Origin of the sequence: Euzebyella marina (assembly GCF_003687485.1) — a bacterium.
Taxonomy (GTDB): Bacteria; Bacteroidota; Bacteroidia; order Flavobacteriales; family Flavobacteriaceae; genus Euzebyella; species Euzebyella marina.
Window position 1 is genome coordinate 1343798 of sequence record NZ_CP032050.1, and the last position, 21640, is coordinate 1365437.

The window sequence follows — 21640 nt, forward strand, 5'->3', positions numbered from 1 at the left end:
TATGAATGTTTTCGTAATCGGTATTGGTTTAATAGGCGGTTCTTTTGCAAAAGACATTAGGCGTTTACGCCCTGATACGATTTTCTATGGTATTGATTCGAACGAAACGCATCTTGACGAAGCATTAAAGTTGGGGTTGGTCGATATCAAGTCTGATTACAATGACCTGCATTTGGCCGATATGGTTGTTGTTTCCATTCCAGTAGATGTGATGGTCGAAGAGTTGCCGAAAATATTGGATGCGGTAAACGATGATTGTGTGGTTTTTGATGGAGGCTCTACAAAAAGCTTGATTTGTCAAATGGTTGAAGACCATCCTAAGCGAAGAAATTTTTTAGCTGCACACCCCATTGCGGGTACCGAATTTTCAGGTCCGTCGGCAGCTATCGAAAATTTGTACGCAGGCAAAACCAATATTATTTGTGAAGTAGAGAAAACCGCTTTTAAACTGCAAGAACGAGCGCTTGAACTTTTTCAAGAAATGGGTATGCGTATTCGTTATATGAATCCGCAAGCACATGATAAACACATAGCTTACGTGTCGCATTTGTCACACATCAGTTCGTTTATGTTGGGAAAGACGGTTATAGAGAAAGAGAAAAATGAACGTGATATTTTTGACATGGCGGGTAGTGGTTTTGAAAGTACCGTGCGTTTGGCCAAAAGTTCACCGGCAATGTGGACACCCATTTTCAAGCACAACAAAGAGAATGTGGTAGAAACCTTAGAAGAGTACATTCAAAATCTGCAAGAGTTCATGCAGCTTTTAAAGAATGACGATTATAAGGGTATCTATAAAGAAATGAACGATACCAATAAAATAAAGGAAATTTTAAACGGAATACCCCTTAACAATAGTAAAACAGTAACAAAAAAGTAAGTCAAACGAGGAAGAAAAGAAGCAAAAGTGTTTTTTGGAAACCTTTCTGTCTTTGATCGCAGAAAAATCTAAACAATGGAAAACAAGAAAGAAATGAGAAAATGGTTGGATGATTTAGGGTTAGATCATCCATTGGTCATCGCCGGTCCTTGTAGTGCCGAGACCGAGGAGCAGGTGTTGAAAATAGCCCATAGCTTAAAAGATACCGACGTTAATTATTACCGTGCCGGTATCTGGAAGCCACGTACGCGCCCTGGAAATTTCGAAGGTGTAGGGGCTCTTGGCTTGAAATGGTTGCAGAGGGTGAAAGAAGAAACCGGTATGAAGACCGCTACTGAGGTGGCCAACCGTGCGCATGTAGAATTGGCATTGGAGCATGATATCGACTTACTTTGGGTAGGAGCACGTTCTACGGTAAGCCCGTTCATTATGCAAGAATTGGCCGATGCCTTGGAAGGTACTGACAAGGTCGTTTTAGTCAAAAACCCGGTCAACCCAGATTTGGCCTTGTGGTTAGGAGGTATTGAAAGACTATATACGGCCGGTATCAAAAAATTAGGAGCGATACATAGAGGTTTCTCTACCTACGAAAAAACCAAGTACAGAAATATACCTGAGTGGCAAATGGCCATTGAATTTCAAGACAAATTTCCTGATTTGCCGTTGATCAATGATCCCTCACACATTACCGGTAAGCGTGATATGATTTTTGATGTTTCGCAAACTGCTTTGGATCTGAACTTTGACGGTTTGATGATTGAAACCCACCACGACCCAGATAATGCGTGGAGTGATGCCGCACAGCAAGTCACACCGGACAGGTTGGTTCAGATTATGAAAGATCTGAGAATTAGAAAAGAGAGCGATAGCGAAGCGGAATACAATGCACAATTGAGTAATCTTCGTGCGCAAATAGATATTCTTGATGGTCAACTAATCGAGACCATGGGCAAGAGAATGAAGGTTTCCGATGGTATCGGTGCATTGAAAAAGCAAAAGAACGTTGCCGTACTTCAATCGAATAGATGGAACCAAATTTTGGGCGCCATGATTTTAGAAGGTGAGTCTCACGGCTTGAGTGAAGAGTTTGTTTTGAAAATGTTCAAGGCCATTCACCAAGAATCGATCAATCACCAAGAAAAGATTATCAACGGATAGTCGTTTCCAATAATTAAATGAAAAGCCCCAATCACTTGGGGCTTTTTTATTTTTTGAAAGTTTTCTCTAATCTCTTTTGAAAATATAACGGGTAATAAAAATACCTTGACCGTCTTTCTCACCGGCATCTGCTTCTACGCCACTAGTAACAAACATCAATTGCCAGCCATCTGCGGCCATAGCCGATAATTTTGAAGAGATGACCGCATCGTTGGCGGCAATATTCTGAAACCTGATTCCCGCAATATTGTAAAAATTAAGAAGTTTTGTTTCCTCAAAGTTTTTTACGCGAATATCACCTCTTTTTGATTTGTTTCTGCCATTGTCCTCTTCAGTTTGTTCAGAGGTGTATTCCTCAAAATCTTTATCCTCTTGTCCGTCTATAATTCGCGAACGCCCGATACCACTGGGCACAATAGATTCTACACTGGTAATTACTTTGTATTCTTGAGCATGTAGAGTCGATAGGCCGGTCAGCCCGAGCCATAGGGTAAATACTAGTTTTTTCATTTTAGTTGAATTAATGTTTTTATAAAGACTGCTAAAAGTGGGTTTGGTTGCATGTAGCCTAAAAAAGCAGCATACATATTTCAATAGATGTTATAAAAGTATTGCTTTTCTTTGTACGATATTTAGCGTGAATGATTGGAACCGTCTATAAATCTACTGGTAGTTGGTACACCGTAAAAAATGAAAACGGTGAGTTTTTCGAATGTCGCATCAAGGGCAAATTTCGTATTAAGGGTATAAAGAGTACCAACCCCATAGCCGTAGGCGATGAGGTCGCTTTTGAAATTGAGCAGTTGGGCGATGATGTGGTAGGGGTGATCCATGAAATAAAGGATCGTAGCAATTACATTATTAGAAAATCGGTCAATCTTTCAAAACTGACGCATATAATTGCTGCCAACCTGGATCAGGTATTTTTGTTGGTCACCCTTAATAATCCGACTACATACACCATATTTATCGATAGGTTTTTGGCGACTGCAGAGGCCTATGAGGTTCCCGTCATATTATTGTTCAATAAGATTGATACTTATTCGATAGAAGAGCTCGCGGAAGTAAAGTATTTGGCTGAATTGTATCGTGGGGTTGGGTATACATGTATCGGTATTTCGGCAAAAACCGGGAAAAATGTAGATAAAGTAAAAGAGTATATGATGGGCGCTACCAGCATGTTCTCAGGGCACTCCGGAGCGGGAAAATCAACTTTGATCAATGCTATAGAACCGAAGCTCGAATTAAAAACGGCTGAAATATCGGAACAGCACCTTCAGGGCCAGCATACCACCACTTTTGCAGAAATGTACGACTTAAATTTTGGTGGAAGGATTATTGATACCCCCGGTATTAAAGGTTTCGGAATCGTTGATATGGAAAAGGATGAAATCGGCGACTACTTTCCCGAGTTTTTTGCACTCAAAGGAAATTGCAAATTCAACAATTGCCTGCATTTAGACGAACCTAAGTGTGCCGTGAAAGAGGCCTTGGAAAATGAGGAAGTATCTTGGAGTCGTTACCGAAGTTATGTGCAGATGGTGACAGGCGAAGAAGAGACCTATAGAATCGATAACTACGACAACAAGAATTAAATTTTGTTGTCGATGATGAAGCATTAGTTTATGCGTGCAGTAATACAACGGGTGGCCTGGGCCAGTGTCACGGTAGAAGGGCAAGTGGTTTCTAAAATACAAAAGGGACTTCTAGTTTTACTAGGTATTGAAGATGCCGATACCCCTGACGATATAGAATGGCTATCAAGAAAAATGGCCAACCTGCGTATTTTTAATGATGACCAGGGTGTAATGAACCGATCATTAATTGATATTGATGGCGATGCCATTATCGTTAGTCAGTTTACCCTTCACGCGGCTACCAAAAAAGGAAACCGCCCTTCGTATATAAAGGCTGCAAAGCCTGATGTCGCTGTTCCACTTTACGAAGATTTTGTAAAACGGTTGGAGGAAGACCTTGGTAAAAAGGTCGGTACAGGGGTTTTTGGCGCTGATATGAAGGTCGAACTCTTAAATGACGGACCGGTTACTATAACGTTTGATACAAAGAACAAAGAATAGTACCGACTTGTCGAATAATTCTTGATGTCTGTAAGAAAAAGTGGTGATTTGTGGCAGTAGATTTTCAACCGCCGTAAACCATGCGTTACTTATTTCTAACCATTTCATTATTCTTTTCAAGCTACTCGTATACACAAGAATCACCTTATACCCTAGAGGGATTAAGTGATAATCTTACCAATGATGCAAATGCCATTGTACGCTACGATGAGATGATAGTTGATATCAACTCCAGAACTGATCTTACTCTAAAGGCCAAGAAGATAGTTACCGTCTTGAATGAATCAGGCAATGAATTTGCCTTGGCCTACACATACTATGATAATGGTAGAAAGATTAAAAACATAGAAGCCTTTATTTATGATTCGCAAGGTGAACAGATTGAAAGAATCAAAGAAAAAGACTTTAAAGATGTAAGTGCCGTAGATGGTAATACACTTTATACAGATTCTAGGATCAAATATTATCCATATACCCCAACTGGTTATCCTTATACCTTGGAATTTTCCTATGAGTTGAACACCAAGAATACAGGAGATATTCCATCCTCTTGGGCTTTCTTAGATGGCTTTATGGTCAGTACTGAAAATAGTCTTTTGAAAATCAACTATGCAAATGACGAGCTAAGACCAGTTATAAAGGAATTTAATTTAGAGGATGTCGATTTTCAAAAAGAGGAGACAGTGGGTAGTATCACCTATTCAGCTAAAAATGTTCCTTCCATTAAAAGGGAAAGTTATTGCCCTTCTTTTGCCCTTTTGTCCCCAAAGATTAAAATAAGACCTGTTAATTTTCATTATGAAGGTTATGATGCATCCATCGGGTCATGGGCGGATCTTGGAGTTTGGATGTCTCAAAATCTATTAAATGGCCGTAATGCGTTGCCCTTATCTACAAAAAACAAAATCAATGCTTTGGTCGAAGGAGTAGAAGATGATTTGGAGAAGGCCAAAATCGTTTATGAATATGTTCAAAAGAATACAAGATATATAAGTGTTCAAGTAGGTATTGGAGGTATGCAACCGATTAGTGCTATGGATGTGGATAGGGTGAAATATGGTGACTGTAAAGGTCTCTCCAACTATACCATGGCACTTTTAAGAGAGGTTGGGGTAGAGGCGTACTACGCTCATGTAGAAGCAGGAAACGAACAGATAGATTTTGATGAAGATTTTCCTGATTTGGCACAGGGCAACCACGCCATATTGGCAATACCTCATAATCAGAATTATTATTGGATCGATTGTACCTCGCAGACGCTTCCTTTTGGTTTCATAGGTGATTTTACAGATAACAGAAAAGCATTTGTAATCAAACCTGATGGTGGCGAGATTGTTAAAACTACCTCGTATATCGATGAGCAAAACCATCAATTGACCCTTGGTTCTTACAATTTAAATTCTGATGGTAGTATTGATGGTGAAGTTTCCATTCTAACCAGTGGTATTCAATATGATGATCGGTTCGGTTTGGTCGATGATACTGAGGATGATATTGAAAAACATTACAAGAATTACTGGGACTATATTAATAACCTGCGGGTAAGTTCATATCGTTTCGATAATAATAAGAATGAAGTGAAATTTACCGAAGAGGTCTCTGTAAATGCTTCGAACTACGCGGCTAAAAGTGGTGACCGCCTTCTTTTTGCCGTAAACGCTTTTAATAAGTACAAATTTGTGCCGAATCGCTATAGAAATCGAAAACTTCCTTTTGAGATTCAAAGGGGCTTTTTTGATGAAGATGAATTTACTGTGGGTCTTCCTGAAGGATATGGTGTAGAGTCGATTCCGCAGCCAATTCAAATTTCTACTAAATACGGCAGTTATGAACTTAAAGTTGAAGATGTAGAAGGCCAGGTAGTATTAAAAAGAAAGCTATTGTTAAAGTCAGGCGAATATGCTAACACGGAGTATGGGGCATTCCGTGATTTTCTTAAATCCGTTTCAAAATATGACAATTCAAAGGTTGTCTTAAAACCCATACTATGATTATACATGCGAAGAGAATTATAGTGGCCTTACTCTTTGGTATTGGCTCTGTGAATGCACAAGAAGTAAAGTTTGGTGATATAACCAAAGAAGAACTTGAAGAAAAGCAATACGCCTTAGATCCAGACGCAGAGGCCGCGGTTCTCTATCGGTCCCAAGAGACCTTTTTGCAATCAAGCAGTGGGGTGGCCACTCTGAATACCAATGTACATGAGCGGATTAAAATATATTCCAAAGATGGGTTTGATCATGCTACGGAGCAAATCAATCTTTATAATGGACGTTCAGAGAAAGAAGAAGTTCGAAAGATAAAAGCCTTTACCTACAACTTGGTAGACGGCAAAATTATAAAATCTGAATTGGGAAAAGGCCAGATTTTTGATAATGAATTGAGCTATAACTACGACCAGGTCACTTTTACTTTGCCGAATGTCAAAGAAGGTTCGGTAATTGAGTTCAGTTATAGCATTCGTTCCCCTTTCATATGGAATATCGATGAGTTTCGTTTTCAGCGAGATATACCTATCAAGCGCTTGGTGGCAGAATTGCGAACGCCTAAAGGGTTTAATTTTCGGCAGACCCAAAAAGGCTTTTTTATGTTGAACTCTTCTGAAACTACGAAGCGAGATCATCGGTTAGGCATGGATGTCATTATAACCAGTTACGATTTGAAGGATATTCCCGCCATGAAGGCTGAAAAGTTCGTTGACAATATAAATAATTATAGGTCGGGGGCCTTGTTTGAGCTAATTTCAATAGATATTCCAGGAATACCCTTTAAGAGCTATGCCCAAAATTGGGCAGATGTTGCAAAGTCAATAGGTAGTAGCAGCGATTATAAAAATGAGCTTGATAAAACACGTTCTTTTAAAAGCGAGCTAGACGATATTTTAGAAGGTAAGACCGATGACCTTGAAATTGCCAAGTTGTTATTTAAGTACGTGAAGGATGAAACAGAATGGAACGGTATTGACGGTAAGTCTTTTCAGAACGGTTTGAAAAAGACCTTGAAAGATAAAAAGGGCAATGCAGCAGATATTAATTTGCTATTGGTGGCCATGTTACGATATGCAGGGTTAAAGGCAAATCCGGTCATATTAAGTACCAAAGAGAATGCAATTCCCCTATACCCGACTCTTGACAGGCTCAATTATGTGATTGCTCATGCCTCCATTAACGGTAAGGATTATTATATGGATGCCACTGAGGAATTTAGTGATATCAACCTTTTACCTATAAGGGACTATAATTGGGGAGGTTTGATAGTCGATAACCCAAATAAAGTTTGGAAGCATATTTCAAGTATTTCTCCAAAAAAGGCAGACAATGTTTACTCCCTCGATTTGACGGTCAACGATGATGGATCTGCAGAAGGTAAATACAAATCAAGATTGAGCAACCATACCGCTTTCAATTTTAGAAATAATTTTAAGAACCGAGATATAGATGAATTTCTTAATGAGCTAGAACAGAAGTACTTTAATATTGAAATCTCTGATTATGATGCTAAGAATACCGACACACATGAGGGTAATGTATCTGAAAATTTCTTTTACGAGATAGAAGAGGGGGCCGATGTTATCGATGGTAAAATCTATTTGAATCCGCTCTCGTTTTTACGAATTCAAGAAAATCCGTTTAAATTGGAAAAACGGGAGTATCCTATCGATTATGGTTTTCCATTTAGAAACAGGTATCTGGTCAATATAAAGATTCCTGATGGCTATGCGGTAGAAACTTTACCCGAGAATATATTGATGAACTTGCCAAATGATTTGGGCAGATATAAGTATGTCATTCAAAAAAATAACCTTGGCTTACAATTATCGGTTACCTTTGAGCTTAATAATGCGGTAGTATCTGCACTAAATTATTTAGAATTAAAGGAGTACTATAATCAGATAATTATTAAAGGTTCGGAGCAGGTGGTTCTGGCCAAAAAAGCCGATGAGTATAAAGAAAGCGCAACAGGAAGTAGATAATTGGATCAATAACCACGGTGTTCGTTATTTCAACGAATTGACAAATATGGCCCAGCTTACTGAAGAGGTGGGCGAAGTGGCACGAATTATAGCAAGGCGCTATGGCGAGCAGAGCGAAAAAGAGTCTGATAAAAAGAAGGATTTGGGTGAAGAGTTGGCCGATGTGCTCTTTGTAACGCTGTGCCTAGCCAACCAAACCGGAGTTGATCTTCAAGAGGCTTTCGACCGTAAATTAGAGCTAAAGACGCGTCGTGATCATGACCGTCATCACAACAACGAAAAACTTAAATAGTAGTATATTTGCAGCTGCTTTTTTAAGCTATTTTTTCGCAAGTGGTAAACTGCTCTATTTAGTTCAAGAACGGTGATGGGTAAGTTGCTACAGTTTCTAATCTTAAAGACCGAGCACTCTTGAAATTAAAGTTATCAGCGCCTTCAAAAACCTTATTAAAATCGAATATTCAGATTACCGGCTCAAAGAGCGAAACGAACCGCTCTTTGTTGTTGCAAGCTTTGTTTCCCAGTATCGGTATTGAAAACCTTTCTAATTCTGATGATGCCCAAGTTATGCAAAAGGGGCTGAAGATAGATAAGGGAGTGGTGGATATTCACCATGCAGGTACGGCCATGCGCTTTTTGACCAGTTTTTTTGCATGTCAAGAGGGTAAAGAGATTACTTTAACGGGATCGCAACGTATGACGGAAAGGCCTGTAAAGGTCTTGGTTGAGGCTTTGCGTAGTTTGGGCGCTGACATCGAATATGGTCAGAACGAAGGCTACCCACCGCTTCACATAAAAGGGAAAAAAATCACTAAAAATAAGGTGAGTCTTCCGGCGAACATTAGTAGTCAGTATATCTCATCTTTATTGTTGACCGCTCCGAGTTTAGAAAATGGACTGGAACTTGATTTGGTGGGTAAAATCACTTCGGTACCCTACATAAAAATGACATTGGCCCTTCTCTCTCAAATCGGGATTCAAAATGAGTTTGAAGGAAACACTATAAAGGTTTGGCCAAAGACCGACGTAGCCAATATCTCTTTGGTTGTCGAGTCAGATTGGAGTTCGGCATCTTACTTTTACAGTATAGTCGCCTTATCAGACGTTGGTTCGAGCATTACATTGTCAGCCTATAAAGAAGATAGCTTACAGGGCGATAGTGTATTGGCCACTATTTACCGTCAATTGGGTGTAGAAACTACTTTTAGTAATAACTCGATTGAGATTAAGAAAACAGGCGAATCAAAGACTGATAACTTAATGGTAGACTTGGCCGACGCGCCCGATATCGCGCAGACCATTTCGGTCACCTGCTTCGGTCTGGGTATCGGTTGCCATCTAACTGGGTTGCATACCCTTAAAATTAAGGAGACCGATAGGTTAGAGGCTTTGAACACTGAACTGTCAAAATTAGGAGCACCTATTTCGGTGACTGATAAAGATTTGACTCTTAAAACTTCGGAGAGCATCAAATCAGATGTGGCCATAGATACCTATAACGATCATCGTATGGCCATGGCGTTTGCGCCGTTGGCTCTAAAAACTGATTTGGTCGTTAATGATGCAGGTGTAGTTTCTAAATCGTACCCCGATTTTTGGAACGACCTACGACAGCTTCAATTTGAAGTATCACAGGTAGATTAACCAATTTTTTCTTCAATTCGATTGGTCACTCCATCACTATTCTGATGGGTGAACGTGATTATTTTTCAATAACATTCTGTTGTTGAAATGCTTAAGGTGATGAAAGATATGTTTTGGTTTTTTTAGTTCTTCGCATGGCATATACTAACTACGCTTACATCACTTAAAATTTTTGAAAATTGGGAAGAAATGTCTGGGGAAAGCAAGATTTCTTAAAAAGAACACTCCTATCAATTTTCAAGATAAAATCCCATCCTTCTTAAATAAATAATAGAAAAATGTTATGTAGTTATGTGACTTCGTTTATATTTGTAGTCAAATAACTTCACAATGAAATTAAGAAGAGATATATTTCAAGCCATATCAGACCCTACCAGACGAGCCATACTTGTTTTGCTCACCTCTCAGGCAATGACAGCTGGTGCCATTGCCGAAAATTTTGATGCCGCAAGACCGACCATTTCAAAACATATTCAAATTTTAAACGAATGCGATTTGGTCGAGGCCAACCAGCAGGGTCGTGAAATCTACTACCAGCTTAAAATCGAGAAAATGAAAGAAATTGATGTATGGTTGGAACAGTTTAGAAAGATTTGGGAGACCCGTTTTGATCAACTTGACACCTTACTATCAACCTTAAAAAAGAACAAACAATGAACCCACTATTTTTTGACCTTACCGTTGACAAAAATTCGAATACGGTATCTATTACAAGAGAATTTGCAGCAGATAAATCGTTGGTTTGGGATGCTTTTACCAAAAAAGAGATTCTTGACCAATGGTGGGCACCGAAACCCTATCGTTCTGAAACCAAGACCATGGATTTCAAAGAAGGTGGTTTTCGATTGTATGCCATGGTGAGTCCGAAAGACGAAAGACATTGGGCTAGGGAAGATTACGAAAAAATAGATGCCTCCGAAAGTTTTACAGCCTCCAAAACATTCTGCGATGAAAACGGAGTCGTTGCCTCGGGAATACCTAGCTCAATGTGGAAGCATCATTTCAGCGAGAAGGTCTCGGTTACAACCGTAAATATTGATATTCGATATGAGAACGCGGCCCATCTAGAAAAGATGATTGAAATGGGCTTCAAAGAGGGTATCACTGTATGCTTGAACCAACTTGAAGCGTTGTTGTAACTTTCGGATAAACTCAGATGAAAAAGAATCTAAATGCCGTATGTGTCTACATAGCAATTGCTTTTCTCTACGTTGTGACTTCTTGTTCAAACAATCAAAATTCAAATAAAATGACCCATATAAACCAAAAAATTACACCCTACCTATGGGTCGAGAAAGATGCCAAGGCCGTGGCGGATTATTATTTATCCATTTTTAAAGATGGTAAATTGAAAGACTTCCGCAAGTTCGATAGTGAAGATAGTGGTAATGAGGCAGGTATTGAAACAGCGGTAATTGAAATAGCGGGCATGGAGTTCAGTATTCTGGCCGCTGGTCCACTGTTTAAATTCAATGAAGCGGTTTCCTTTGTCATCAATACCAAAGACCAGGCAGAAACAGATTATTATTGGGATGCCCTTACCGCCAATGGAGGCGAAGAAGGCTCTTGCGGATGGTTAAAGGACAAATATGGCCTTTCATGGCAAGTAGTGCCCACAGAATATTTTGAGTTGATACATAGCGATGACCCAAAAGTCAGGGAAAAGGCTATGAAGAATACCTTAAAACAAAAGAAATTGATTCTTTCAGAACTCAAGTAGGCTAATCATCAACTTAAGAAGGTGGTTTTGATGGTAAAATGCGGTTTGATTAGGTAGTTAGATTTTTGAAAATTAATGGACTCCCTAGCATTTAAAATAGTTGATAGCTGACAATATTAATTGTTCAAATATTCACTTTTAGTAGCTACATTGGTGCCCCGGCGAAAGTTCAGTGAACATTTGTCGCGACTTTTAAGTCAACCAAAACCATTGTGTCTAAGCTGAAAATTTGAACTAAATGAAATCACTCTTAACCATTGCACTTTTAATCATTAGCAATGCTTTTATGACCTTGGCCTGGTATGGTCATTTGAAATTCTCAGAACTGAAATGGTTCAATAAACTGGGGTTGATTTCCATTGTTTTGATCAGTTGGGGCATCGCCCTGTTCGAGTATGCCTTTCAAGTACCTGCCAATAAATTAGGTTTTAAAGGTAATGGCGGGCCCTTTACGCTCATTCAGCTGAAAGTAATTCAAGAAGTGGTAACATTGATTGTTTTTGCTATTTTCACTTTGATTGTTTTTAAAACGGAAACATTTCGCCTCAATCATTTGATATCTTTTCTATTTTTAATTCTAGCGGTCTATTTTATGTTCAAAAAATAGAAGGCCAACGAAATTTGACATTGCAATGAAAAATTGGGTTGTTTTTATATTCACTTTGGTAATCGTCTCGGCATGTTCAAATGAAAGGCTCTCGCGTTCAGAAGCTGTTACCAAGTATTACAACGGGTTTGATACCGGAAATTTTAATGAGATCAAGTCGGTGCTAGGTGATAGTATTACCTTAAGCTCGGGCGATTATGTCATGCCGTACGGTCATAGTGATTTCTATGAATTTTTTAAATGGGATTCCGTTTTTGATACATCTTTTAAAATAATCGATTTGATAGAAAAAGGTAACCAGATAGAAGTGAAAATCAAGTCCGAATCCGATAGGTATCGATATCTAGAGAACAATCCTTTGGAGACTAAGTTTCTTATTTCTTTTGACGAGGGGAGAATTACCAGCATCAAAGATTTGGGTAGCGAAACGGCCGATTGGGTACTTTGGCGGACTAAAGTGGATACTTTGGTCAATTGGACGAAAGTGCACCATCCAGAATTGGATGGCTTTATTTTTGACATAAGTATGAAAGGGGCCCAAAATTACAGAGAGGCGATAAGGCACTTCGAAAGAGGCCCAAATGTCAAATAAACCTCAATATAATTGGCCATTTACTTGACAACGCCCATTCTCGGGTCGTATATTTGCAGCCGCAAAACTTTTAACGAAAAATACTGAGTTGTTAAAATACCAAGGAAACCCGCCATCGACGGATGTTTCTTTGTTACTTATTTTTTCGGTTCAAAACACTTACTATCAGATATGAAATTATCAAACTTCAATTTTGAGCTTCCTAATAATCTGTTGGCCGAATACCCTGCTGAAAATAGGGACGAGTCAAAGCTAATGGTCATTCATCGTGAGACAGGTAAGATTGAGCATAAAATGTTCAAAGACCTGATCAATTATTTTGATGAGGGAGATGTTATGGTATTGAACAATACCAAGGTTTTTCCTGCGAGACTTTACGGTAACAAAGAAAAAACAGGGGCACGTATTGAGGTGTTTCTATTAAGGGAATTGAACGAAGAGCAACGCTTGTGGGACGTATTGGTCGATCCTGCGCGTAAAATAAGAATCGGAAACAAACTTTATTTCGGTGACGACGAGACCTTGGTGGCCGAGGTAATCGACAATACCACTTCTAGAGGTAGAACCCTTCGTTTTCTTTACGATGGTTCTTATCTAGATTTCAGAAGAAAATTGCGCGATTTGGGTCAAACCCCGCTTCCTAAATACATCAAAAGAGATGTTGAGCCTGAGGATGAAGAGCGTTACCAGACCATTTATGCAAAATACGAGGGGGCTGTTGCGGCCCCGACTGCTGGCCTTCACTTTTCAAAGCATTTGTTGAAGCGTCTAGAGATCAAAGGAATCGATTTTGCCGAGGTTACACTTCATGTTGGGTTGGGTACTTTTAACCCTGTTGAGGTTGAAGACCTTTCAAAACATAAAATGGATAGTGAAGAATTGGTCATCGATGAGAAGGCCATCGAAACCGTGAACAAGGCCAAGTCGGGCAAGAAAAAAGTATGTGCCGTGGGTACAACTGTAATGAGAGGCCTTGAAAGTGCAGTTTCTTCAGAGCAGACGTTGAATACGTTTGACGGGTGGACCAACAAGTTCATATTCCCTCCATACGATTTTAGCATCGCCAATTGTATGATTACCAATTTCCATTTGCCAAAATCTACCTTGTTGATGATGGTTTCGGCGTTTATGGGTCATGATTTAATGAAAAAGGCATACAAAGAGGCTATTTTAGAGCAGTATAAGTTCTACTCTTATGGTGATGCCATGTTGATTATATAAAAGTTCAATAATCCGTTCGGGGCTACACTACCGAACGGATGTTTAGAATCCCTTCTTTATCAAGAACAAGAATAGAGAAGGGATTTTTTTGTAGATTCTACTTGTGGAAACAAAAAAGAAAGACATAAGGGCACTTACCAAAGAGCAGCTGCGAACGTTCTTTGTTTCCAATGGCGATAAAGCCTTTAGGGGTAACCAGGTGTATGAATGGCTATGGCAGAAATCTGCCCATTCGTTCGATGAGATGACCAATATTTCTAAGGCCACTCGCGAGATGTTAGAAGAGAACTTCGTGATTAACCATATCAAGGTTGACCAAATGCAACGAAGTAATGACGGCACCATTAAGAATGCCGTTCGTCTTCATGATGATTTGGTAGTTGAGTCGGTACTGATTCCTACGCAAACCAGAACCACCGCCTGTGTTTCGAGTCAGGTGGGGTGTAGCCTTGACTGTAGGTTCTGTGCTACTGCACGCTTAAAACGTATGCGTAACCTAAATCCTGATGAAATTTACGATCAGGTAGTCGCCATAGATAATGAGAGTAGGCTTTATTTTGATCGGCCTTTGAGCAATATCGTTTTTATGGGTATGGGCGAACCGCTGATGAACTATAACAACGTCATCAAGGCCATTGATAAGATAACCTCAAAAGAGGGTTTGGCTATGTCTCCTAGGCGTATAACCGTTTCTACTTCCGGGGTGCCCAAAATGATTAAAAAAATGGCTGATGATGAAGTGAGGTTTAAACTGGCCGTCTCACTACATTCGGCTATCGATGAGGTGAGAACATCGATCATGCCTTTTAATTCTACCTTTCCCTTGGCAGATCTTCGCGATGCCTTGCAATATTGGTATGCCAAGACCAAAAGTAGAATTACCTATGAATATGTGGTTTGGCAGGGAATCAATGATACCCAAAAAGATGTGGATGCCTTGGTCGAATTTTGTCGATTTGCTCCTTCAAAAGTAAACCTGATCGAATACAACCCGATTGATGATGGTGAATTTCAGCAGGCCCCGGAAAAAGCCCTGAAACTTTATATCGATACGCTTGAACGTAATGGAATTACTGTAACCGTTCGCCGTTCACGAGGCAAAGATATTGATGCCGCCTGTGGCCAATTGGCCAACAAACAATAGTTTTTTGGATTGGAATAACGGTTTTAAGAGCTGTGATAGGTAGTTGAGAGTAATGCTGCCTTTTAGAGCGAACTGCAAACTATTTTGCCTAAATTTACGCCTTCCGATTTTGATCGTGAACTAAACCGAACCCGCTTGAAAGTTGTTGCCCAAATAAAAGAACCGGTTAACCAAGAAATGGAACTTTTTGAGACAAAGTTCCGGGAAGCCATGTCCTCAAAAGTGGCACTTCTCAACCGAATTACCTATTACATAGTCAATCGAAAGGGTAAACAAATGCGGCCCATGTTCGTATTTTTGACCGCCAAAATGCTTAGTAACGGCCAAGTGAACGAGCGCACATATCGCGGCGCTTCGGTCATCGAATTGATTCATACGGCCACCTTGGTGCATGACGATGTGGTTGATGAGAGTAGCAAGCGACGGGGGTTCTTTTCGATCAATGCCCTATGGAAAAATAAGATTGCCGTATTGGTGGGTGACTATCTGCTTTCTAAAGGTCTTTTGCTATCTATTGATAACGGTGATTTTGATTTGCTCAAGATAATTTCAGTGGCCGTTCGTGAAATGAGTGAAGGCGAATTGCTTCAGATAGAAAAGGCACGTCGTTTAGATATAACAGAAGACGTCTACTACGAAATTATAAGACAAAAAACGGCGACCTTGATTGCGGCTTGTTGCAGTTTGGGTGCCTGTTCGGTAAAGCCTGATAGTGAAGATGTCGAAGTCTTTCGTGAGTTTGGTGAACTCTGTGGTATGGCCTTTCAGATCAAAGACGACCTTTTTGACTACGGCGAAGAGAAAATAGGCAAACCCACGGGCATCGATATAAAAGAACAAAAAATGACCTTGCCACTGATTTACACCTTGAATAATTGCTCGAAATCTGAAAAAAGGTGGTTGATCAATTCGGTAAAAAATCATAATAAGGATAAGAAAAGGGTCAAAGAGGTAATAGCCTTTGTAAAAAAAGCGGGCGGACTGGATTATGCGGTTCAGAAAATGCTTGAATTCAAAGAACGGGCGCTAAAAATCTTAGAGGGCTATCCCGAATCAGATTACCGCAGTTCTTTAGAGTTAATGGTCAACTATGTGGTCGACCGAAAAAAATAACTTAACATAGAATTTTCAGTTTTTTTCTTCCCAAGGCAACCTTCTCGAAAGTTCCTGCGTCTATCTTTATAGAAGCAATTACTGAAAACTTGAAAATTATTCCATTCTATAACAACGAAAAGCAGCTTATTCGCAAGTCGATTTCAGGAAATCGAAAGGCGCAACAAGCACTTTATGAGCAACATTCCCCTTTGATGCTCAGTGTTTGTAGACGCTATGTAAAAGACTTGCAATTTGCCGAAGATGTCATGGTAATGGGTTTTGTGAAGGTTTTTAAACACTTGCCAGAATATAGGTTTGACGGTAGTTTTGAGGGATGGATGCGAAGAATTATGGTCAATGAGAGCATATCTTTCTTGAGAAAGAGGCAATTCGTCGTTTTTGATACGGCCATGATAACCGATACATCTGAAATTCAACCACTGGAAAACTCGGAAGAAGTGGAGTATATTCAGAATTTGGTTGACGGTTTACCCGATGGGTACCGAGCCGTTTTTATGCTCTACGCGGTAGAAGGATATAAGCACCAGGAAATTTCACAAATGTTGGGCATCTCTGAAAGCACGTCAAAATCGCAGTTGTTCAAGGCTAGAAAATGGCTTCAAGAAAAGTTAGGTCAATATAAGAGTATAGGTTATGAGCGGGAATAAGTTTGATCAAGAAATAAAGGAAAAATTTGAGTCACGAAAAATTCAACCCTCGGCGGGGGCATGGCAGCAGATTGAAAGTCAGTTGAATACTGCTCCGGTCAAAAGAAATCGTCCGTTTGTTTGGGTGTCCGCAGCAGCTGTATTGGTTGGAGTTTCATTGATTTCATTTCTATATTTCAATAGAACCGAAGAATATCAACAACCGGTGGAGCAAATGGTGGTTCAACCAGTAGAAAAATCGGAATCAGAATTGCAGGTTAAAGACTTGAAAGATCAGGTAGAAATGAAAATACCTGAAAAAACCGAAATAGCTAGCACGGGTGATGAGTCGGTTATCAAGTCGGTAGAAAAAGTGGTTAAAAGCAAGCCGAAACTAAAAGATTCCGACAATTTGGCGACTATTCAAGAAGTGAAGTTGAAGCCTGCTGAATCGCTAAACCTTGACAATAATGATAAGCTAATCGATTCGAAAGTAGAAGAACTGGTAGCACAGATAGCTGAGATGGAAGAAGATAAAGTAGCTCTAACTGATGCTGAAGTAGATTCATTGCTTGAACAGGCCAGAGAAGATATTTGGCAATCGAAAGTAAAGGCTGTTAACGGCTCTGTAGATGCCATGGCGCTTTTGGCTGAGGTAGAGACCGAGCTTGACCAAAGCTTTCGTGACCAGCTTTTTGACGTACTCAAACAACGATATTTGCGCGTTAAGACTGCACTGGCAGATAGAAATCAATAACATTTAATAACAACGACTTTCCTATCCCTTCACAATGTTGGGCAGGGTGGGGTTTATTCATCGATCACTAATCAAAATCATCAATCATGAGAACAGTAGGTACATTTTTATTAATCACTTTCCTCTTCCTTTTCGGTCAATACATTGCCGCTCAGGAAGAGGTTTCGGTAAAGGAGAATATCGCAAAGCTTGAAGAAAAAAAGGTAGAAGTAACCAATCTTGAAAAGGAAGCTTTGAAAAAGGAAGTAGAAGATATCAACCAGAAACTGGATAAAGAAGAAATTACATTTGAAAGGGCGCAGACGCTTAAAAAAAATGCTGCTGAAAAGCGGGCCTTGAACATTGAGAACAAGCTGGCCATCATAGATAATCAAATAGCCCTTCTTCAGCGTAACGGTAATTATAACCTCAATTCAGAAACTAGCAGTTTAGAATTGGCCATCGGGGGAAAAGATGAAAGTGGAAACCTGCTGTTCGGTGTTCAATACAAATCGGGAAATGAGAAGAATACCGTTTACGATAGAAGAACTTATGGCGACCCGGTCATTGCTTTCGGCTTGAACAACGCCATCATAGAAGGAACCTCAATAGAAGATACCCCCTATAAAATTGGTGGAAGTAGGTTTTTTGAGATAGGATGGGCGTGGCGAACCAGGGTTTTTAAAAATAGCAATTTTATGCGTTTGCACTATGGTGTTTCGTTTCAGTTCAACGGGTTGAAACCTAAAGACAATGAATATTTCGTGTTGAATAATGGTGTTGCCGAATTGGATGAATTTCCTCAAGAATTGGATAAATCTAAATTTAGAATGGATAACCTGGTGTTTCCTTTGCATTTCGAATTTGGTCCTTCAAAACTCACCCAATCCGAAGATAAAATACGTTATGATATTCACAATCAGTTCAGGGTGGGGCTAGGCGGCTATGCAGGTTTAAATTTAGGTGCCCGCCAGAAACTGAAATATGAATTGGATGGTGAAAATGTAAAGGATAAGATCAAGAGAGACTATAATACCAGCAGTTTTGTTTATGGTTTGAGCGCCTATGCGGGTTTCGATAGTGTGCAGTTGTATTTAAAATATGACCTCAATCCTATTTTTCAAGACGCCCCCGTCGAACAGAGAAACATCTCACTTGGCTTGCGATTCGATTTGGATTAATTGCTGAGACATATCTTCTGAAAATTCTTCTTTGTGAAAGCCTCTTTTGCAGTGCGAGCACTCTGCCATCATATTAGTAGAAATCTTGAAAATTCGAATCCAAAATATATGAAACCAGTTGCTCGTCTTGTAAACTGTTAAAGTACCCTGTTGCTCACAGTAGGGGCAAAAGGTATGAGGTAATGAATGAGAGCGTGTTTTACCGGAACGAGTACCAAAAAAGAGTATCATAATTCGTTTTTTTAAAGGGAATAATTAGAAAAGAGGTAGAACTTAAAGACAACCTTCGGCCAAAGTTGGTTTCTATCAATGGCCGAAGGTTTGTATTCTGTTAAAGTAACTCAAAGGTTACCGAGATGTAGTAATCTTTTGTGTTTTTTAGGTTGCCGTAGTAGAGTGATTCCTGAATCTTTGAAAAGTTGGTATCGCTTATTTCTATGGCCTTTCCTATTTTTCTTCCTACTTTTTCAGCGATGGCAGTGGCTTTTTTCTTGGCGTTCTCGAATGCCTTCTGTGAGTAATTGGCTGCTTGTTCAACATCCATCTCATACTCTAGATTTGATTCTGATCTTGATACCCCAAGAGACTTGATACTCAAGAATTTTTTCATTTCGTCCATAGATTTGGTTCTGAACTCCACCAAGGTTCCTTCCTTTTCGTAGCCAAGAAGGTTATAGGCGAACATATCTTCACTTAATTTACTGGTGGATATTCCGGCCTTTTCCAATTTATCATAATAGCCGCTCTTTACTTCTGATAAGCTGACGGTTTGCGCATCATAATAAACGTTATTGAGGCTGATTATCATTTTGCTGATATACTCGGGGGCCATGGTATATTCATAAATTCCCGAAACGGTTATTTTATTGGCATCAGTTTGTGCCTGTAGGCTTCCTAATGTTAGAATGGTAAGGGCAAGAGAGAAAAATAATCTTTTCATGGTTGTACTTTTTAAGTAGGCCGTTCTGGCCGTTAGTGATTTATTTTATGATAACGATGTGAGAGATTGAATCTTATGCTATACGAATAGAAAGGATGCTATTATCATCCATGCTCCTACAAAGATACCGACCAATCCGATTTTTCCCTGGGCCGGTGCCAATTTTGTTCTTAGTTCGGCTGCCTTTGCTTCGGCTGCATTGCTATTCGATAAAATCAGCTTATTGATCAGACTAGAACCTAATAAGAAACCTAGACTGGCAGCAATAAGGTTGCCCACCAAAAACGTGAACCACCAAATAGGTGCTGAGCTTAACCAATTGAGATTGATGATGGATGAAATAATACCCCAAAGCCCCCAAAAGCAGAATACAAGACCTATCCAGCCTTGGTAAGGTTCTATTTTTGCCAAGAGTTCATCGGCATTTGGTTTTTTTGAAAGCAGTAGTGAGGGTACTGCAATAATACTTAACAGAATGAGTGAAATTCCCCAGATCATAATTTAAAATTTGATGCCACAGATTAATGGCGGTTGAACATTTATGTTTTGATTTCTGGGTACAAAGATGGGTTTAGAGCACTGCGTAGAGTACCCCTTACTTGGTGAAATTGACACCCCTGAAAACAGGGTATCCATTTCTTTCTGTTAAATAATTACTAAACGGGTCTTTTGTCTTGAGCGAGACCTCTTATTGCCTTATTTTGTTTAAAAAGTAATTTCTATGAAAAATAAACTACTATTAGTAATAGCCCTGTTGGCAATTGTAAGTTGTAAACAGGAAAAAAAGGTTGATGAAGAGACCAAAGAAGAATTGGCCGATAATGGTCCTGTAACGGTAGAAACCGGCATCGGTCCGTTAGAGTTGGTAGCACCTTTTACTTCAGAATCGGTAACTAAGCAAAGTAAAGTAATCGGTTGGGAAGAGGGAAAGACTCCGGTCGCTCCCGATGGTTTTAAAGTAACCAAGTTTGCCGAAGAGCTGAAGCATCCGAGATGGACGTACATTGCCCCCAATAACGATATTTTCGTAGCCGAGGCAGATACTAAAAATAGTGCTGACCAAATCACATTGTTGAGAGATACCAATAACGATGGTACGGTGGAAGAAAGGCATGTGTTCGCCGAAGGGCTCAATCAGAATTTTGGAATGCTCGTTCTGAACGGATTCTTTTATGTGGCCAATACAGATGGTCTTTATCGATACCCATATAAAGAAGGTCAAAACAAATTAGAGGGCGAGGGTGAGAAAATTGTAGAGCTGTCTGCCAGTGGCTATAATAATCACTGGACTCGTAATATCATCACTAATGATGACGGAAGCAAAATCTACATCTCTGTAGGTTCGGCAAGTAATGTCGGGGAACAGGGTATGGATACCGAAGAGCGTAGAGCCAATATTTTAGAAGTAAACCCTGATGGAAGCGGCGAAATAATTTATGGGGCCGGAATTAGAAATCCGGTCGGTATGGACTGGAACCCGGTAACCGGAGACTTATGGACAGCCGTAAACGAAAGGGATGATATAGGTAATGATTTGGTTCCCGATTACGTCACAAGTGTTCAGAAAGAAGGTTGGTATGGCTGGCCTTATAGCTATTACGGCCAGATAAACGACCCCCGATGGGAAGATGACCCACACCAAGATTTAGTAGACAAGGCAATAGTACCAGATGTGCCGGTAGGAAGCCATACGGCGTCATTGGGGCTAGAGTTTTATACCGCTGACCAATTTCCTGCCAAATTTAAAAATGGTGCATTTGTGGGTCAACATGGCTCTTGGAACCGGGCGGTTTTTGCAGGTTACAAGGTTGTTTTTATTCCATTCTCTAACGGAAAACCGCAGAAGCCACAAGATTTCTTGACAGGGTTCATTGCCGATGAAGAAGCAGGAGAGGTTTATGGTCGCCCCGTGTGTGTTGCGACAGCGCCTGACGGTTCTCTTTTGGTAAATGACGATGACAGCGGCATTATTTGGCGTGTAACCGCCGAGTAGCGTATCTCATAGATTATAGATTTACACTGGA

At 39.9% G+C, this 21640-nt stretch carries 24 protein-coding genes; 20 read left to right on the forward strand and 4 right to left on the reverse strand.

Annotated features, from left to right (window positions below; genetic code table 11):
- Position 1: 1 nt before the first annotated feature.
- Positions 2 to 880, forward strand: coding sequence for a prephenate dehydrogenase (locus tag D1013_RS05435; RefSeq protein ID WP_121847903.1), 879 nt, complete (start codon positions 2 to 4; stop codon positions 878 to 880).
- A gap of 75 nt (positions 881 to 955) precedes the next feature.
- Complete coding sequence (locus D1013_RS05440) at positions 956 to 2038, forward strand: bifunctional 3-deoxy-7-phosphoheptulonate synthase/chorismate mutase type II (protein WP_121847904.1); 1083 nt, start codon at positions 956 to 958, stop codon at positions 2036 to 2038.
- A 66-nt stretch (positions 2039 to 2104) separates the two neighbouring features.
- Here D1013_RS05440 and D1013_RS05445 read toward each other — a convergent pair whose 3' ends face one another.
- Positions 2105 to 2548 carry a hypothetical protein gene (locus tag D1013_RS05445; protein ID WP_121847905.1) on the reverse strand — a complete coding sequence of 148 codons (444 nt, stop codon included), beginning with the start codon at positions 2546 to 2548 and terminating at the stop codon, positions 2105 to 2107.
- Between the two features lie 131 nt (positions 2549 to 2679).
- On the opposite strand from D1013_RS05445, the gene rsgA reads away from it, so the two are divergent.
- From rsgA to D1013_RS05530, 17 genes are all read left to right on the forward strand, one after another.
- The gene (gene rsgA / locus D1013_RS05450) at positions 2680 to 3633 is read left to right on the forward strand and encodes a ribosome small subunit-dependent GTPase A (RefSeq protein ID WP_121847906.1); all 954 of its coding nucleotides are present in this window, start codon (positions 2680 to 2682) and stop codon (positions 3631 to 3633) included.
- 30 nt (positions 3634 to 3663) lie between these two features.
- Positions 3664 to 4116, forward strand: coding sequence for a D-aminoacyl-tRNA deacylase (gene dtd / locus D1013_RS05455; protein ID WP_121847907.1), 453 nt, complete (start codon positions 3664 to 3666; stop codon positions 4114 to 4116).
- An 80-nt stretch (positions 4117 to 4196) separates the two neighbouring features.
- Entirely contained in the window at positions 4197 to 6107 is a 1911-nt protein-coding gene (locus D1013_RS05460) for a DUF3858 domain-containing protein (RefSeq protein WP_121847908.1), read from the forward strand.
- Positions 6104 to 8089 (forward strand): transglutaminase family protein, encoded by a 1986-nt coding sequence (locus tag D1013_RS05465; protein ID WP_121847909.1) that lies wholly within the window; start codon positions 6104 to 6106, stop codon positions 8087 to 8089. The genes D1013_RS05460 and D1013_RS05465 overlap by 4 nt, the downstream gene beginning before the upstream one ends.
- Complete coding sequence (locus D1013_RS05470) at positions 8055 to 8381, forward strand: nucleotide pyrophosphohydrolase (RefSeq protein WP_121847910.1); 327 nt, start codon at positions 8055 to 8057, stop codon at positions 8379 to 8381. The genes D1013_RS05465 and D1013_RS05470 overlap by 35 nt, the downstream gene beginning before the upstream one ends.
- 119 nt (positions 8382 to 8500) lie before the next feature.
- Positions 8501 to 9733 carry a 3-phosphoshikimate 1-carboxyvinyltransferase gene (locus D1013_RS05475; RefSeq protein WP_121847911.1) on the forward strand — a complete coding sequence of 411 codons (1233 nt, stop codon included), beginning with the start codon at positions 8501 to 8503 and terminating at the stop codon, positions 9731 to 9733.
- A gap of 330 nt (positions 9734 to 10063) precedes the next feature.
- Positions 10064 to 10390 carry a metalloregulator ArsR/SmtB family transcription factor gene (locus D1013_RS05480; RefSeq protein ID WP_121847912.1) on the forward strand — a complete coding sequence of 109 codons (327 nt, stop codon included), beginning with the start codon at positions 10064 to 10066 and terminating at the stop codon, positions 10388 to 10390.
- Complete coding sequence (locus tag D1013_RS05485) at positions 10387 to 10872, forward strand: SRPBCC family protein (protein ID WP_121847913.1); 486 nt, start codon at positions 10387 to 10389, stop codon at positions 10870 to 10872. The genes D1013_RS05480 and D1013_RS05485 overlap by 4 nt, the downstream gene beginning before the upstream one ends.
- Before the next feature lie 110 nt (positions 10873 to 10982).
- Positions 10983 to 11453, forward strand: coding sequence for a VOC family protein (locus D1013_RS05490; RefSeq protein WP_192466577.1), 471 nt, complete (start codon positions 10983 to 10985; stop codon positions 11451 to 11453).
- Positions 11454 to 11691: 238 nt separating this feature from the next.
- A complete protein-coding gene (locus D1013_RS05495) occupies positions 11692 to 12060 on the forward strand; it encodes a DMT family protein (protein ID WP_121847915.1) in 369 nt (122 codons plus the stop codon).
- Between the two features lie 25 nt (positions 12061 to 12085).
- The gene (locus tag D1013_RS05500) at positions 12086 to 12652 is read left to right on the forward strand and encodes a hypothetical protein (RefSeq protein WP_121847916.1); all 567 of its coding nucleotides are present in this window, start codon (positions 12086 to 12088) and stop codon (positions 12650 to 12652) included.
- 171 nt (positions 12653 to 12823) lie between these two features.
- A complete protein-coding gene (queA, locus tag D1013_RS05505; RefSeq protein ID WP_121847917.1) occupies positions 12824 to 13873 on the forward strand; it encodes a tRNA preQ1(34) S-adenosylmethionine ribosyltransferase-isomerase QueA in 1050 nt (349 codons plus the stop codon).
- Positions 13874 to 13976: 103 nt separating this feature from the next.
- Complete coding sequence (gene rlmN, locus D1013_RS05510) at positions 13977 to 15017, forward strand: dual-specificity RNA methyltransferase RlmN (RefSeq protein ID WP_121847918.1); 1041 nt, start codon at positions 13977 to 13979, stop codon at positions 15015 to 15017.
- A 135-nt stretch (positions 15018 to 15152) separates the two neighbouring features.
- Positions 15153 to 16130 (forward strand): polyprenyl synthetase family protein, encoded by a 978-nt coding sequence (locus D1013_RS05515; RefSeq protein WP_121850618.1) that lies wholly within the window; start codon positions 15153 to 15155, stop codon positions 16128 to 16130.
- Between the two features lie 89 nt (positions 16131 to 16219).
- A complete protein-coding gene (locus D1013_RS05520) occupies positions 16220 to 16780 on the forward strand; it encodes an RNA polymerase sigma factor (protein ID WP_121847919.1) in 561 nt (186 codons plus the stop codon).
- The gene (locus D1013_RS05525) at positions 16767 to 17516 is read left to right on the forward strand and encodes a hypothetical protein (protein WP_121847920.1); all 750 of its coding nucleotides are present in this window, start codon (positions 16767 to 16769) and stop codon (positions 17514 to 17516) included. The genes D1013_RS05520 and D1013_RS05525 overlap by 14 nt, the downstream gene beginning before the upstream one ends.
- An 86-nt stretch (positions 17517 to 17602) precedes the next feature.
- Positions 17603 to 18676, forward strand: coding sequence for a porin family protein (locus D1013_RS05530; RefSeq protein ID WP_121847921.1), 1074 nt, complete (start codon positions 17603 to 17605; stop codon positions 18674 to 18676).
- Here D1013_RS05530 and D1013_RS05535 read toward each other — a convergent pair.
- From D1013_RS05535 to D1013_RS05545, 3 genes are all read right to left on the reverse strand, one after another.
- Positions 18647 to 18907 carry a zinc-ribbon domain-containing protein gene (locus tag D1013_RS05535; protein WP_121847922.1) on the reverse strand — a complete coding sequence of 87 codons (261 nt, stop codon included), beginning with the start codon at positions 18905 to 18907 and terminating at the stop codon, positions 18647 to 18649. The genes D1013_RS05530 and D1013_RS05535 overlap by 30 nt on opposite strands.
- 100 nt (positions 18908 to 19007) lie before the next feature.
- Positions 19008 to 19616, reverse strand: coding sequence for an SIMPL domain-containing protein (locus D1013_RS05540; RefSeq protein WP_121847923.1), 609 nt, complete (start codon positions 19614 to 19616; stop codon positions 19008 to 19010).
- 78 nt (positions 19617 to 19694) lie between these two features.
- Positions 19695 to 20114 (reverse strand): hypothetical protein, encoded by a 420-nt coding sequence (locus D1013_RS05545; protein ID WP_121847924.1) that lies wholly within the window; start codon positions 20112 to 20114, stop codon positions 19695 to 19697.
- A gap of 223 nt (positions 20115 to 20337) precedes the next feature.
- On the opposite strand from D1013_RS05545, the gene D1013_RS05550 reads away from it, so the two are divergent.
- Complete coding sequence (locus D1013_RS05550) at positions 20338 to 21609, forward strand: PQQ-dependent sugar dehydrogenase (RefSeq protein ID WP_121847925.1); 1272 nt, start codon at positions 20338 to 20340, stop codon at positions 21607 to 21609.
- Positions 21610 to 21640: the final 31 nt, after the last annotated feature.